Raw genomic sequence first — 13,623 nt, forward strand, 5'->3', positions numbered from 1 at the left:
TCGCCCCGGAGTTGCTCGATCTCCCCCAAGTCCACACGAGCATCATGCCTGACCCAACATCCAAGATCAAATCAACCTAACGAAGTACTACTAGGCACATGACACCTCTCAGGAAACACAGGCCGGGCGCCGCGCCTAGCCTTGACCACGTGCGTGCAGTCTCCTACATCCGTCAGTCAAAACGTCGTGAAGACGATTCGCAGGCGTCGCCCGTGGCGCAGCGCGACCGATGCACGTCACTCATTAGCCCGAAGGGGTGGAACGACGCGGGCCACTTCGAGGACGTCGGCAAGTCCGGGTGGGACCCGAGCATCCACCGCCCCGGGCTCGAGGAGATGATGACCGCCGTACGTGGCGGACACGTGGACGCGGTGGTCGTCTTCTCGCTGTCCCGCCTCACTCGCCGTGGCGCGCTGGAAGCCATGCGGATCATCGACGAGTTTGAGTCGCACGGTGTACGGCTGGTCAGCGTCGAAGAGCCGTACCTCGACACGTCCACCCCGGTCGGCGTCGGAATCCTCGCCGTCATCGCGGGTCTGGCGCAGCAGGAATCCGACATGAAGTCGGCCTACGTCTCCGCCTCGAAGGACGGACACTCTCCGGCGGGCTGGTAGCCACGTGTCCGGCGTCGCCCCGTACGGCTTCACCACGGAGCGGGGAACCAGCGGGAAGCTGTCGGTCATCCGGCTCGTTCCGGACCCCGTAGAGGCCACTCACGTTTGTGACATGGCCAAGTGGGCGGCAGACGGCCTGTCCGCCTCGCAGATCGCCAAACGGCTCAACGAAGAGGGTGTTCCGACCAAGGCCGAATCCTTGGGAGAGGCGGGGACAAAGCGGCTTGCCGCGCGGCGTGCGTCGGCGCGGTCGGGGCGCCAGGCCGTGGTCGCGGGCAAAGGCACGAGCGGGACGCGGATGGCCGGGGATACCGACTCGGACGGGCCGGCCGCAGTCCGGGAGGTTGCCGAACAGCCCCGGGATCCCGCAAGCAGTCCACCGATGCCGAGCGGGTAGTGCATGCCGGCCGAGTGGTTGTCGCATGCGTTGCCCCGTTGGTGCGGGGTCCTCATCCGCGGGAACTCGGACCCGTACAGATTTCGATGGTCAGGCATGAATAGCTTCATCATCTTCCATTCACCCGGGCGTGACTGCCAGCATCGGCGCACCGCCACCCCGTGAGGGAGAAAACCGATGAATCATCCCCGTTCTCTGCGCTGTCTGGCAGCCCTGGCCGTGGTGGCTCTCGCGGCCACCGCGTGTGGACGCTCCGGCCAGGGCGACGCCCCGTCCGGCAGTTCCTCGCAGGCCGCCGCCGGCCGGACCGCAGCCGAGCTGCTCCCCGCGCAGTACCGGCAAAAGGGTGTGCTCCGGGTGGCCACCGCTGTGGGATATCCGCCGATGGAGATGTACGAGCCCGGAACCACCCGGCTCACAGGTGTCGACCCCGACCTGGCCAAGGCCATCGCCGAGCGGCTGAAGCTGAAGCTCGAACTCACCAACGCCGCCTTCGACGGGCTGATCCCCGGTCTGGAGTCCGGACGCTTCGACCTGGTCATGTCGTCCATGACGGACAGTGCCCAGCGGCGCCGGGCGGTCGACTTCGTCGACTACTTCCGCACCGGCGGCGTCATCATGACGAAGAAGGGCAACCCGCAGGGCATCAAGTCCCTCACGGACCTGTGCGCAAAGACCGTCGTCCTCGCCAAGGGCAGCTCGAACCTCCACATCGGCGAGGAACAGAACGCCAAGTGCGGCAAGAAGATGCGGATCTCGCAGAGCGAGGACGCGCCGACCGGGCTGCTGCAACTGGACAGCGGACGCGCGGTCGCGACCATCGTCGACTATCCCGTCGCCAGGATGTTCACCAAGAAGAGCAGCGCGTACGAGGTCCTGCCGACGCAGTACGGCACCGCCCCCTGGGGCATCGCGGCCTCCAAGAGCCAGGGCGGACTGCGCGACGCCGTCCGCAAGGCCCTGCAGGAACTCATCGACAACGGCCGCTACCGGAAGATCCTCGACACCTGGGGAGTCGGCGACAGCGCCGTGCCCGAGGCCACCGTCAACGACGGGCAGTGAGTACGAACATGACTCACCCGAAGATGCCCGACGCCGCCCTCGGCGGCACACCGGCAGCCACCACCGCCGCCGTGCCGCCGCAGGACGACCTCTCCCTCCACGTGACCCGGCGCCCCCGTCCCGGGCGCTGGCTGGCGGTCCTCGCCGCCGCACTGTTCGCGGCGTGGCTCGCCTACACCGTCATCGTCAATCCCAACCTGCACTGGGACATCGTCGCCAAGTACCAGTTCGACGGTGTGATCCTCAAGGGCCTCGGGGTGACCATTCAGCTCACGCTCCTCTCGATGGCTCTCGGCATCGCCATCGGGGTACTCGTCGCGGTGATGCAGCTCTCCGACAGTCCGGTCCTGCGTCTCACCGCCGGTGCCTACACCTGGTTCTTCCGGGGCACCCCCCTGCTGGTCCAGCTCATCTTCTGGTTCAACCTGGCCCTGTTGTTCCCGGTGATCAGCATCGGTGTCCCGTTCGACGGCCCGAAACTCATCAGCTGGCAGTCCAACCAGGTCATCACCGGCTTCGTGGCGGCCCTGCTCGGCCTCTCCATCAACGAGGGCGCCTACATGGCCGAGATCGTGCGGGCCGGCATCCAGAGCGTGGACCCCGGCCAGCGCGAGGCGGGAGCGTCCATCGGCATGTCGAACCGTCAGATCCTGTCCCGGATCACCCTTCCGCAGGCGATGAGAGTCATCATCCCGCCCTTCGGCAACCAGTTCATCTCCATGCTCAAGACGACCTCGCTGGTCTCGGTCATCGCGGGCGCCGATCTGATGACCGTCTCCCAGCACCTCTACCTCGCCAATTTCGAGGTGGTGGCGCTGCTGCTGGTCGCTTCCCTCTGGTACCTGGTACTCACCACGATCGCGAGCATCGGCCAGCACGCCGTCGAACGCCGCTACAGCCCGGGCGCCGCCCCGCCGCTGCGGCACAGAGTCCTGACGAATCTCGTACCCGGGCGTGACAGGAAGGAGGCGGCGGCATGAACGAAGGAGGCGGCGGCATGAACGAGACGATCCTCAGGGCCCGCGGGGTCCGTAAACGATTCGGTGACACCGAGGTACTGAAGGGCATCGACCTCGATGTCCGCAGCGGTGAGGTGCTGTGTGTCATAGGCCCCTCCGGCTCCGGGAAGTCGACGCTGCTGCGCTGCTTCAATCACCTCGAACAGATCGACGCGGGGCGGGTGTGGATGGACGGTGAGCTGATCGGCTACGAGCAGCACGGCCCGTCCGGGCGCGTCCTGCGCGAGCGGCGCCCCCGTGACATCCGACGCCAGCGCGAGCGGATCGGCATGGTCTTCCAGCGGTTCCACCTCTTCCCGCACCGCACGGCGGTGCAGAACGTGATGGAGGGGCCCGTCGCCGTCAAGGGGCTCTCCCGCGCACAGGCCCAGAAGCAGGCCCGGAAGCTGCTGGACCACGTCGGTCTCGCGGACCGGGCGGACCACTACCCGCAGCAGCTCTCCGGCGGGCAGCAGCAGCGCGTGGCGATCGCCCGTGCACTGGCCATGGAGCCGGCACTCATGCTCTTCGACGAACCCACCTCCGCTCTCGATCCCGAACTCGTCGGCGAGGTCCTGGGCGTCATGCGCGACCTGGCCCGCAGCGGTATGACGATGGTCGTGGTCACCCACGAGATGGGCTTCGCCCGCGAGGTCGCCGACCGCGTCCTGTTCATGGACCAGGGCGCCGTCGTCGAAGCCGGCAGCCCGGAACTCCTGTTCACCGACCCGCGGCACGAGCGCACGCGCGCCTTCCTGTCGACGGTGCTGTGATGGGCCGCCCCATGGATCTGCTGCTGCGCGGCGGCACGCTGGTCGACGGAACCGGCACGCCCGCCAGGGACGCGGACATCGCGGTGGTGGACGGACGGGTCGCCCTGCTTCCCGCCGGCACCCCGGCCGCGGCGGCCGAGACGCTGGATGTGACCGGCCAGGTCATCACCCCCGGCTTCATCGACGTGCACACGCACTCCGACGCCCTCGCGGCACCCCACGGAGCCGACGGCACCGCGGACCCGCTCGACGACCTCCGCCTCGCACCACTGCTCCAGGGCGTCACCACGGAAATCTGCGGCAACTGCGGGACGAGCCTGTTCCCTTCGCTCCCACAACGGCTGCCTTCACTCGCCGAGCATCTCAGAGTGACGTTCGGACTCGGACCTGTACGACCCGCAACCGACTTCGACGCATTCGCCGCCGGACAGGACCCCGCCCTGCGCCGCACCCACATCGCCTCGCTCGTCGGCCACGGCACGCTGCGCGCCGGGGTGATGGGCTTCGAGGCCCGCCCGCCCCGGCCCGACGAACTGAACACCATGTGCACGCTGCTCGACCGGGCGCTCGGCCAGGGCGCGGCCGGCCTGTCCACCGGACTGATCTACCCTCCCGGCACCTACGCCGACACCGAGGAGATCGTCGCACTCGCCAAAGTCGCCGCCCGCCACGGCAAGCCCTACGTCACCCATCTGCGCGACGAGATGTCACAGGTGGAGACCGCCCTGGAAGAAGCCCTGGAGATCGCGGTGCGCTCCGGTGCCCCGCTGCAGATCTCCCATCACAAGACCGCCGGCCGGCACGCCTGGGGCGCCACGCTACGCACCCTGCCCCGGCTGGAACGGGCCCGAGCCGAAGGCGTGGACGTGCTGTGCGACGTCTACCCGTACACCGCGGGCAGCACCGTCCTGCACGCCATGCTGCCCCCCTGGACGAGCGAGGGCGGCGTCGGTGCCCTGCTGGAACGCCTGCGCCGGGCCGATACGCGCGACCGGATCCGGACAGACATCGCCCAGGGCGTCAAGGGATGGGAGAACACCGTCGGCAACGGTGGCTGGGACCTCATCACCGTGGCCGCCGCACAGACACACCCGCAGGCCGAGGGCCGCAGCATCGCCGACCTCGCCGCCGCGCACGGCGGCGACCCGGTCGACTACGCGTGCGACCTGCTGCTGGCCGAGCAGGGCGAGGTGACCATCATCAGCCACTCCATGCGCGAGGACGACGTCCGGCGGGTGCTCGCCAGCCCGCTGTCGATGATCGGCTCGGACGGAGTCCCCAAACCCGGCCGCCCGCACCCTCGCTGGGCGGGAAGTTTCGCCCGCGTACTCGGCCATTACAGCCGCGACCGGCAGCTGATCCGGCTGGAGAACGCGGTGCACAAGATGACCGGCCTGCCGGCCCGGCGGTTCGGGCTCACCGGCCGCGGCGTGGTCCGCGACGGCGCCCTCGCCGATCTGGTCGTCCTCGACCCGGCCTCGGTACGTGACACCGCCACCTTCGACCGACCGCTGCTGCCCCCCGAAGGCATCGATACCGTCGTGGTGGCAGGACGGGTCGCGGTAAGGGGCGGCTGCCCGACCGCGGCACGGGCGGGAGAAGTGGTGAGGATCCGATGAGTCTGGCCCAAGTGGCCGCGGCGGCGCGGCGCTCGGCAGCGCTGCCGCTCACCCTGGCCGTCACCGCCGTCGACATCGACGGCGGCGAGACGGCGGGGACCGACGAGTGCACCGTGCTGCCGGTCGCGTCCGCCTCGAAACTGCTGCTGCTCGCCGAGGTCTCACGCCGACTGGACACCAGGGAACTGCTCCCCGACCACCCCGTCGAACTCCTCGACGACGACATGACGGACGGCACCGGCCTGCTGCGCCGGATGAGCAGGCGCGGCTGGACCGTCGAGGACCTGGCCTGGCTGACCGCTTCGGTCAGCGACAACACCGCCACCAACGCGCTCCTGCGCCTGGTGGGCCGCGAGTCCACGGCCCGGCTGGCACAGGAACTCGGGCTCGACCACCTCACACTGCACGACAAGGTCCGTGACACCCGGGGCCCCGATGTGCCGCCCGTCTTCGCCACCGGCACCGCACGGGACCTGGCACGGCTGGTGACACATGCCGTACGCGGCACGATGAGCTCCCCGGCGGCCTCCGCACGGTTGCTGGAATGGATGCGCGCCAACACCGACCACGGCCTGGTCCCCGCCCTGGTGGACCACGACCCGTACGCCCCCGGCTTCCCGAACCCCTCGCCCGACGGCCTTCTGGTGGCCAACAAGACCGGCACCGACACCGGGGTCCGCGCCGACGCCGGTGTCATCGTCGGTGCGCGCCGGCTGGCGTACGCGGTGGTGGCCCACTGGGACCCGGCGCTGGGCCCCAGCACGGAGCGGGCCGCGGTGCACGCCATCCGGGACGTCGGCCGCACCCTCGCGGCCTGTGCCCGACGCCGCGCCGCCCAATGAGAGCCGACACCCCGCCGGTCAGGACCACTGCATCTCCAGCAGCGACCGGATCTCCTCGGCGGCCGACCGCAGCTCCGCGAGGAAGATCCGCAGCAGCGGGTTGCGGTTGGTGGGCCGGGTGGCGACCCCGATCCGCCGGTGCAGTCGAGGATGGTCCAGCCGGCAGACGTGCACCCCCGTGGTGTCGCCGAGCCCGAGAGCCGGGACGAGCGCGATACCCATGCCCGCGCGGGCCAGGTTGATCGTGACCTGGTAGTGATCGCTGCGGCAGCGGACCCGCGGCCGGAACCCCTCGGCCGCACACGCGCGTTCCAGGACCGGTTCGCCACTGTGACCACCACGCGTACCGATCCAGCTCTCCCCCTCCAAAGAGGCGAGCCGGACCGCGCTGCGCCGACCGAGCCGGTGCCGCAACGGGAGGACCACCAACTGCGGCTCCTCGAAGAACATCTCCACGTCCACGGCCGCGTGCCGGCACCAGGGGTCCAGCGGATGCTCGAAGACGACCGCCCCATCCAGCCGGCCCGCCTCCAGATCGGGCACCAGCTCGTGCGGCTGCCCCAGGATCAGCTCCACCTCGACCTTGGGCCGCTCGGCCGCGAAGACCGACAGCGCCCGAGGAAGCAGCTCCAGGCCCGACGAAGCGAAGAAGCCCAGCCGCAGTACCCCGGCGTCCCCTTCGGAGTGCGCCCGAAGATCGTCCTGTGCGACAGCCATCAGGTCGGCGACGGCCTGTGCGTGCTCGGCCAGCCGCACACCGGCCGCCGTCAACCGCAGGCTCTGCGGCTGACGTTCCACCAACGCCACCGCGAGTTCCTGCTCCAGCCGGGCGAGTTGATGCGAGACGGCGGACGGGCTCAGATGCAGCGCCTGGGCCGCGGCCACGATGGTGCCCGTGCGGGCTATTTCCAGCAGGACGAGCAGTCGGGCACTGTTCAGCATCGGGTCAGGTTAGGCCGTGCCGACGCACTGCGCCGCCCCGGCATCCGACCGTACGGTCGCCGACGGCGCGACGGGCCCGGCGGGCTCGTCCACGTCCAGGCGCAGCAGGTCCTCCTCGGTCTCCCTGCGCACCACGGTGCGGACACGGCCCTCGGACACGAAGACGACAGCGGGACGCGGCAGCTTGTTGTAGTTGGACGCCATGGCATATCCGTATGCGCCCGTGACCGGAGTGGCCAGGAGATCACCCACCGCGACCCCGGCCGGCAGGGCGGCGTCGTCGACGATCACATCGCCGCTCTCGCAGTGTTTGCCGACCAGCCGTGCCCGCAGCGGTCGCGGGGCGCGAGGGCGGCGCGGCAGGAACACCTCGTAGCGGCTGCCGTACAGGGCGGGGCGCAGATTGTCGCTCATCCCGCCGTCGACGCTGACGTATGTCCGCACGCCCTCGATCCGCTTGATCGTGCCCACCCGGTACAGGGTCAGCCCGGCGCGGGCGGCGATGGACCGGCCGGGCTCCACGGTCACGTCGCCGCCCCAGCCTGCATCGCGCACCGCGATGCGCACCCGGGCGGCCCAGTCGGCGAACGAGGGTACGGTCTGCCCCGCCTCGTACGCGACGCCGAGGCCGCCGCCGACGGTGAGCCGGCGCATCCGTGTCCGGGCGGCGAACCGCGCAACAGCTGCGGCGCCTGCCGCGAGCTCCGCAGTGTCCAGCACCTGCGAGCCCACGTGTGCGTGGACACCCTCCAGAATCATCGCCGGGGAGCCGGCGGCCCGCCGCACGGCGGCCGCGGCGGTTTCGCCCATGAGGCCGAAGCCGAACTTCGAGTCGCTGCCACCGGTCCGGATCGCCTCGTGTGCGCCCGCGGCGACACCGGGCGCCACCCGCAGCTGGACTCGGGCGGGCGGCAGGTGTTCCTCGGCGTGCAGGCGCTCGATGCGGTCCATCTCGTCGAAGCTGTCGACCACCACGTGCCGCACCCCGGCGGACATCGCCGCGCGCAGCTCCGCCTTGTCCTTGTTGTTGCCGTGCAGCACGATCCGTCCGGCCGGAACACCCGCGTGCAGCGCCACCCGCAGCTCGCCGCCGGAGGCGACATCGAGCAACAGCCCCTCCTCATGGGCCAGTCGGGCCATGGCCGTGCACAGGAATGCCTTGGAGGCGTAGGCGACGTTGTCCCGGCCGAAGGCCACGACCGCCTCCCGGCAGCGTCGGCGCAGGTGCTCCTCGTCGTACACGAAGAGCGGAGTTCCCCAACGCTGTGCCAGTTCGGTGAGCAGGACCCCTCCGACGGCGAGCCCTTCCGGACGGATCTCGGAAGTGAAGGGCAGCAGACCCGTTTCGATGGCTGACGACATTGTTCCTCCCCGCAGGCCGGTTCTCCGCCATCCTGCGGCCTGCACAAGGGGTCACAAAAGCGCATTCTTCTGTGGCTGAGCCTCGCCGTTTTCGATGCTCATGCCGCGTCGGGGGCGTAGGACGGCCCTCGTACCGAGCCGGGGAAGGCCCGCTCGGCCCGTCCGGGCCCCCGATGAGAACGCCGCCGGCCATCAGCTCACCGACGTACCCCGCGAATACGCGACCGACGACGGAATCCGCCTGGGGGAGTGGCTCCGAACCCGAGACCGAAGGCTCTCCGTCAGCTTCCCGTCGACCGGGTCGAAGGCCACACTCACCGGACGGCCGTCGACTGTCTTGCGGACCTCGTCGGCCCAGCCCGGACGCTCTGTCGACACGACCGGCACGTCCGGGAACCGCCGGCGCAGCTCGGCGGCCCCGCGCTCGCTGCGGACGACGTTGACGAGCGCCAGGTTGTGGAACTGCGACACGCCCGTCACCAGCCGCCCGACCGACGAGCCCGCGGCGGTCTGCACCAGAAGACCGTCGTATCCGAAGGCCAGGTGCTCCTGCGCCTCACGGCGCAGCATCACCGTGGTGAGCGGGTTCGCGAGCATCTGCGCGGCGACCTCGTCCGACAACTCGTCCGGTACGGCGACGACCACCTCGGCGTCCGCCACGATCCACTGGGACCACGCCCCCGGCTGGGGGAAGACCGTTACGCGGCCACCGACCTCGACTCCCGCAGCCAAACGCCCTCCCCTGCCGATCGCCTCCACCACGCCGGTGGCCTCCAGGCCGGCCGGAACCGGCCGTGCGGCCTTCCCCCGATAGGCCTCGACAGCCTGGAGATCACCGGGGTGCACCGTGAAGGCCGTGGTGCGGATGAGAACCTGGCCGCGCTCGGGCGCTGCCGGCCCCGGCCCCTCGATCACCGTCAGGACGTCGGCAGGCAACCCTCCACGGGCGTAGACAACACAACGGTTCATGGTTCTTCTCCTGCGCGCTGGTACGTGTGGGTCCTGGCCTGGGCATCGACCGATGTCCTGCGGCCCCAGTTCCATTCCGCTGAGTGCACTGCGGAACAAGGGTTTCGTAGTGCACGCGGCCTGCGTTGTACGGGCGGTCCTTGCCGTCGGTTCGTGGTGATTGCCAGGTCACGCAGTTCGACACTCACGGGCCGGGTCCTTTCGGGGGCGGTGTCGGGGTGAGAGCTCGATCCGGCGTCCGTGCGGCGGCCGCCCCCGTGCACGACGGCCGATCGGCGTCCCCAACGGTCAGCCCGCGACACGCTCGACGACGAACGACGAGGAGGTGGCTTCAGGGGCTGAACAGGCCAGGGTTTTCACGGACGTAATCGGCCACTCCCGAAGGAGGCCGCCCGATGACCTGTTCGACCCCGTCCGCCTTGCGGTCGTACCGATTCTCCGCGTGAAGGCGAGCCATGGTGGAGATGTGTTGGAAGACGTGGTCGGGCAGCCCCAACGGCCTGAGATCGTCGTCGATCCATTCCTGCAAGGGGACGTCGATGTAATCGACCTGTCGGCCCAGGGCTGCGGAGACCTCCGCCGCCATGGCGGCGGCGTCCTCCGAACGCGGGCCGGTCAGCTCATAAATCCGGCCGACGTGTGGGGCAGGATCGGCCAGGATCTCCTCCACGACCGCGGCGACGTCGCCGGCCGCTACAGGAGAAGTCTTCGCCCGGCCGAAGGGCAGCCTGATGCTTCCGTACTTCGCGATCGAGGAAAAGCCCACACGGAACAGCGGGTTCTCCATGAACACGGTGGGCCTGATCTGGACAACGGGCAGGCCCGACCAACCGAGGATCTGCTCCACCAGCCACTGCTGCCGCTGCTGCACGGACTCGGAGGTGCTGGTGAGGTCCATCTCGGACACAGTCAGCTGCGACATGTTCACGAACACTTCCAGGGACCCGTACGCACGCGTGACGGCCGCCACCGTCACGGCAGCCTCCAGATACTGGGCCGACACGCCCATGCCGAAGTACACACGTCCACAACCGGCCAGGGCGTCGACGACGTCACCCGCACGCGTCAGGTCCCCGACGACGACCTCGGCGCCCGTCGCACGCAAAGCCTCCGCCCGCTCATCATCGCGGCGCACCATGGCCCGGACGGGGAGGCCCCGACGCCGAAGGCCTTCGACCACGGACCGCCCGACGGCGCCGACACTGCCCGCCGCGCCTGTCACCAGAATGGGTAGCACACTGGTTTCTGGGGTGCGGTCCATAGAAGCAGCCTGTGATACGCACGACCAGGGCGCAACTGGAGCCCGCCGAACCGTCGGCGCTCCGCCACCGCAGACGGCCTGTCGGGGCATGCCCTCACCGCCATGCCGCCCACTTCTTCACCGCGAACCGGTCGCCTGCGCGCCGCACTTCGGCCGCGCCCGGCCCGGGGAAGTGCGCGGGGAACAGCAGGGCGCCGCGCTCCGCGGCCTCCCCCAGCACCCGGCGACGGCTGTCGCGTGCCCGGGGCTCGTCCTCGTCGAAGCAGGGGCAGTCGTCCGGCTCCACGATCTGCAGTGGACTGTGCAGCAGATCCCCGGCGAACACCGCCCGATCGGTGCCCCACCGCAGCCATACGACACAGGAGCCGGGCGTATGGCCGGGGGCGGGCTCGATGCGGAGCCGGGCGTCGATGTCGTGGTGGTCGCCCTCCCACAGCACGGTCTGCCCGGCCTGGTGGACGGGGGCGACGCTGTCCTCGAAGACGTTGGCCATCCGGGGGCCGGCGCGGGTCCGGTGTCCGTTGGCCGGGTTCCAGTAGTCGAAGTCGGCGCGCGAGATGACGTACTGCGCGTTGGGGAAGGTCGGCCGCCACTTTCCGTCGTCCGTCAGGCGAGTGTTCCAGCCGACGTGATCGCCGTGGACATGGGTACAGATCACCGTGTCCACGTCCTGCGGGCGGACGCCTGCCGCGGCCAGCTCACCGAGGTAGGGGGTGTTCAGATGGTGGAAGGACGGCATGGCCGGGCGTTCCCGGTCGTTGCCGATGCCGGTGTCGATCAGGATCGTCCGGCCCTCGCTGCGGATCAGCCAGGTCTGGATCATGACGCGGACCTCGTCGGCGGCCGGGTCCAGGAAGGTGGGGGCGAGCCAGCTCTCGTGCGCCTGCCAGTGCTCGACGGGCACGTCGGGGAAGACGTAGTCGCGGGCGCGGCCTCTGGTAGGCACCTCCAGGACACGGGTGATCTCCGCGTTTCCAAGCACGATGGTGTCCATGCCCCCCAGCCTGCGCGCGGAATGACGCAGCCGCTATCGGTCGCATGACCACACCTCGGAGGGAACGGGATGCGGCGCGATGCGGCCGGTCAGCTGCGCGCCTCGCCGGGTTGGAGCCGGACGGTGACCATGGCGCGGCGGGAGAGCGAGAACGCGGGGCTCGGTCTCGAACCGCATCAGGTTCCTCCGCCGCGGCCGGATCCAAGTGCTTGCGCAGCTCCCGCAACACTGCCGGTGCAGACAAACCCGTGCTTACTCGCCTTCCGGATGTCGTCGAATGCCTGCTCGGCGAGCGCGGTGAACGGACCACGCTGAACGGAGGAGAGAACCCTGGCGGCGAGCACACCGAGGTCCGGCTCAGCGGTCCGACGCGCAGTCGACGCATGTCCCATCTCGGCGCGCCGCTGGGCTGTATGTCCGGCGATCCAGCGATTTCAGTCTCCCGCCCGATGGGCTCGGACATCGTCACCTCACCCCCGGGCGACGTCGCGTCCGGTGCTTGCGCTCCATGGGCCGAGGCATAGCTTCAAGGTCACTAGACTTGGCTGACACAGCTGTGGCTCAACCCTCTGAAGGAGCGGAACATGAGCGAGCGCAGCAAGTTTCTGGAGCCGATCACCCGAGAGAACGTCGCCGTGGTGCTGGTAGACCACCAGGTGGGCCTGCTGTCCGGTGTCCGGGACATTCCGCTCGGCGAGCTGAAGCACAACGTGGTGGCGCTGGCGCGCGCGGCGACCGTATTGGGCATCCCGCTGGTAGTCACCACCACTGCGGCCGACAGCATGTGGGGGCCGACCGCCGCCGAGCTGGTACAGACGCTGCCGGCCGGACAGAAGATCATCGACCGCAGCACGGTCAACGCCTGGCACGACGACCGGGTCCGCGAAGCCATCGAGGCCACCGGCCGGCAGAAGCTGATCTTCGCCGGGGTGTCGCTTGAAGTGTGCGCGGCACTGCCCTCGATCTCCGCGACGGCCGCCGGGCACGACGCTTACGTCGCTGTGGACGCCTCCGGCACCTTCAGCCAGGCCAAGCGCGAGGCCGGACTGCTGCGCATGCAGCAGGCGGGCGTCATCGTCAGCGACTACGCCACCCTCATGGTCGAGGCCCTGGCCGACAACGCCGCCCCCGACGCCGGCGCCCTCTACGCCGCCCTCGACATGCCGTTCGCCATCCTGGTCGGCCAGATCTCCGCGGCCTACCTTGCCTAGCGGCCCCACCGGCCGACCGTTCGCCCACCGCCACGCCGCCGGGCGCCTATCCGAGCCGGGGCGCGACAGCGGCCTGAGGGCACGCACGGAGCCTTTCGCCGGGTGAGGACGGGGTTCCCGACATCCGGCACGCCGTCCGGCGGCACCGCATGCTGGAGCGGGTCCGAGAGGCGGCGCGCACGGGCCGGAAGGTCACACTCCATCCATGGCCGCTCCAGGTGACGCTGACGGCCTGGGTAACACGGTCGGCGCGCACCAGGCGGTTACATGCTTCGGCACGCGATCGCCTGCTTCCCCACCGACAGCGAGATCTGGCTGCCGCCTACCGGCGCGACCGCGGCTGAGCAGCTCCGTTCCGCGTGCCGCCTCGGTTGCACCGCCGCGGTCGCCCGGCGGCTCGGCGTCCCCGACCTGACGACGACCGTGCTCGCCCTCACCCCTCACCGGGCTCGCCGCCGACTCCGGGCCGGCCGGCGGAGCGGCGCCCCGGCCCGGCCCGGCCCGGCCCGGCCCGGCCGACGGATCCTGTCCGTGCCGGCGATGTTCCTCAGCGCCCTCGTCGGAGCCGTACTCCAGAAG

The 13,623-nt window shown here is 70.1% G+C and carries 12 protein-coding genes and 1 pseudogene; 8 read left to right on the forward strand and 5 right to left on the reverse strand.

What is annotated here, in order from left to right; all coding sequences use genetic code 11:
• The first annotated feature begins 98 nt into the window (after positions 1–98).
• The 6 genes from ACFU8Q_RS31165 to ACFU8Q_RS31190 all read left to right on the forward strand — a co-directional run bounded on the left by ACFU8Q_RS31165 (position 99) and on the right by ACFU8Q_RS31190 (position 6,305).
• On the forward strand, positions 99–614 hold the full coding sequence (locus tag ACFU8Q_RS31165) for a recombinase family protein (RefSeq protein WP_384460250.1): 516 nt from the start codon (positions 99–101) through the stop codon (positions 612–614).
• Positions 615–1,188: 574 nt separating this feature from the next.
• Positions 1,189–2,073: an ABC transporter substrate-binding protein gene (locus tag ACFU8Q_RS31170; RefSeq protein ID WP_384460254.1), complete on the forward strand. Its 885-nt coding sequence runs from the start codon at positions 1,189–1,191 to the stop codon at positions 2,071–2,073.
• Positions 2,074–2,081: 8 nt separating this feature from the next.
• Positions 2,082–3,053 (forward strand): amino acid ABC transporter permease, encoded by a 972-nt coding sequence (locus ACFU8Q_RS31175; RefSeq protein ID WP_384460257.1) that lies wholly within the window; start codon positions 2,082–2,084, stop codon positions 3,051–3,053.
• Positions 3,050–3,844: an amino acid ABC transporter ATP-binding protein gene (locus tag ACFU8Q_RS31180; RefSeq protein ID WP_384460261.1), complete on the forward strand. Its 795-nt coding sequence runs from the start codon at positions 3,050–3,052 to the stop codon at positions 3,842–3,844. Before ACFU8Q_RS31175 ends, ACFU8Q_RS31180 begins: the two co-directional genes overlap by 4 nt.
• Positions 3,844–5,463, forward strand: coding sequence for an amidohydrolase family protein (locus tag ACFU8Q_RS31185; protein ID WP_384460264.1), 1,620 nt, complete (start codon positions 3,844–3,846; stop codon positions 5,461–5,463). Before ACFU8Q_RS31180 ends, ACFU8Q_RS31185 begins: the two co-directional genes overlap by 1 nt.
• Complete coding sequence (locus ACFU8Q_RS31190) at positions 5,460–6,305, forward strand: serine hydrolase (protein WP_384460267.1); 846 nt, start codon at positions 5,460–5,462, stop codon at positions 6,303–6,305. Before ACFU8Q_RS31185 ends, ACFU8Q_RS31190 begins: the two co-directional genes overlap by 4 nt.
• Positions 6,306–6,323: 18 nt before the next feature.
• On the opposite strand, the gene ACFU8Q_RS31195 is transcribed toward ACFU8Q_RS31190, so the two are convergent.
• The 5 genes from ACFU8Q_RS31195 to ACFU8Q_RS31215 all read right to left on the reverse strand — a co-directional run bounded on the left by ACFU8Q_RS31195 (position 6,324) and on the right by ACFU8Q_RS31215 (position 11,833).
• Complete coding sequence (locus ACFU8Q_RS31195; RefSeq protein ID WP_384460270.1) at positions 6,324–7,247, reverse strand: LysR family transcriptional regulator; 924 nt, start codon at positions 7,245–7,247, stop codon at positions 6,324–6,326.
• Between the two features lie 9 nt (positions 7,248–7,256).
• Positions 7,257–8,609, reverse strand: coding sequence for a diaminopimelate decarboxylase (lysA, locus tag ACFU8Q_RS31200; RefSeq protein WP_384460273.1), 1,353 nt, complete (start codon positions 8,607–8,609; stop codon positions 7,257–7,259).
• Between the two features lie 192 nt (positions 8,610–8,801).
• Positions 8,802–9,578 (reverse strand): alcohol dehydrogenase catalytic domain-containing protein, encoded by a 777-nt coding sequence (locus ACFU8Q_RS31205; protein ID WP_384460276.1) that lies wholly within the window; start codon positions 9,576–9,578, stop codon positions 8,802–8,804.
• Between the two features lie 331 nt (positions 9,579–9,909).
• The gene (locus ACFU8Q_RS31210) at positions 9,910–10,929 is read right to left on the reverse strand and encodes an NAD(P)H-binding protein (protein ID WP_384460279.1); all 1,020 of its coding nucleotides are present in this window, start codon (positions 10,927–10,929) and stop codon (positions 9,910–9,912) included.
• A 4-nt stretch (positions 10,930–10,933) separates the two neighbouring features.
• A complete protein-coding gene (locus tag ACFU8Q_RS31215; RefSeq protein ID WP_384460282.1) occupies positions 10,934–11,833 on the reverse strand; it encodes an MBL fold metallo-hydrolase in 900 nt (299 codons plus the stop codon).
• A 584-nt stretch (positions 11,834–12,417) separates the two neighbouring features.
• Between ACFU8Q_RS31215 and ACFU8Q_RS31220 the strand changes: the two genes are divergently transcribed.
• Both ACFU8Q_RS31220 and ACFU8Q_RS31225 read left to right on the forward strand, forming a co-directional pair.
• On the forward strand, positions 12,418–13,044 hold the full coding sequence (locus tag ACFU8Q_RS31220) for an isochorismatase family protein (RefSeq protein ID WP_384460285.1): 627 nt from the start codon (positions 12,418–12,420) through the stop codon (positions 13,042–13,044).
• Between the two features lie 267 nt (positions 13,045–13,311).
• A pseudogene (locus ACFU8Q_RS31225) lies at positions 13,312–13,623 on the forward strand (hypothetical protein); the annotation flags it as partial.

Origin of the sequence: Streptomyces sp. NPDC057543, assembly GCF_042801895.1 — a bacterium.
GTDB lineage: Bacteria > Actinomycetota > Actinomycetes > Streptomycetales > Streptomycetaceae > Streptomyces.

Bases quoted from the DNA above. Each gene is read 5' to 3' on its own strand.
- lysA (WP_384460273.1), bottom strand. From the start codon at position 8,609: ATGTCGTCAGCCATCGAAACGGGTCTGCTGCCCTTCACTTCCGAGATC.
- ACFU8Q_RS31210 (WP_384460279.1), bottom strand. From the start codon at position 10,929: ATGCCCCGACAGGCCGTCTGCGGTGGCGGAGCGCCGACGGTTCGGCGG.
- ACFU8Q_RS31215 (WP_384460282.1), bottom strand. From the start codon at position 11,833: ATGGACACCATCGTGCTTGGAAACGCGGAGATCACCCGTGTCCTGGAG.
- ACFU8Q_RS31185 (WP_384460264.1), top strand. From the start codon at position 3,844: ATGGGCCGCCCCATGGATCTGCTGCTGCGCGGCGGCACGCTGGTCGAC.
- ACFU8Q_RS31180 (WP_384460261.1), top strand. From the start codon at position 3,050: ATGAACGAAGGAGGCGGCGGCATGAACGAGACGATCCTCAGGGCCCGC.
- ACFU8Q_RS31165 (WP_384460250.1), top strand. From the start codon at position 99: ATGACACCTCTCAGGAAACACAGGCCGGGCGCCGCGCCTAGCCTTGAC.
- ACFU8Q_RS31195 (WP_384460270.1), bottom strand. From the start codon at position 7,247: ATGCTGAACAGTGCCCGACTGCTCGTCCTGCTGGAAATAGCCCGCACG.
- ACFU8Q_RS31175 (WP_384460257.1), top strand. From the start codon at position 2,082: ATGACTCACCCGAAGATGCCCGACGCCGCCCTCGGCGGCACACCGGCA.
- ACFU8Q_RS31170 (WP_384460254.1), top strand. From the start codon at position 1,189: ATGAATCATCCCCGTTCTCTGCGCTGTCTGGCAGCCCTGGCCGTGGTG.
- ACFU8Q_RS31220 (WP_384460285.1), top strand. From the start codon at position 12,418: ATGAGCGAGCGCAGCAAGTTTCTGGAGCCGATCACCCGAGAGAACGTC.
- ACFU8Q_RS31205 (WP_384460276.1), bottom strand. From the start codon at position 9,578: ATGAACCGTTGTGTTGTCTACGCCCGTGGAGGGTTGCCTGCCGACGTC.
- ACFU8Q_RS31190 (WP_384460267.1), top strand. From the start codon at position 5,460: ATGAGTCTGGCCCAAGTGGCCGCGGCGGCGCGGCGCTCGGCAGCGCTG.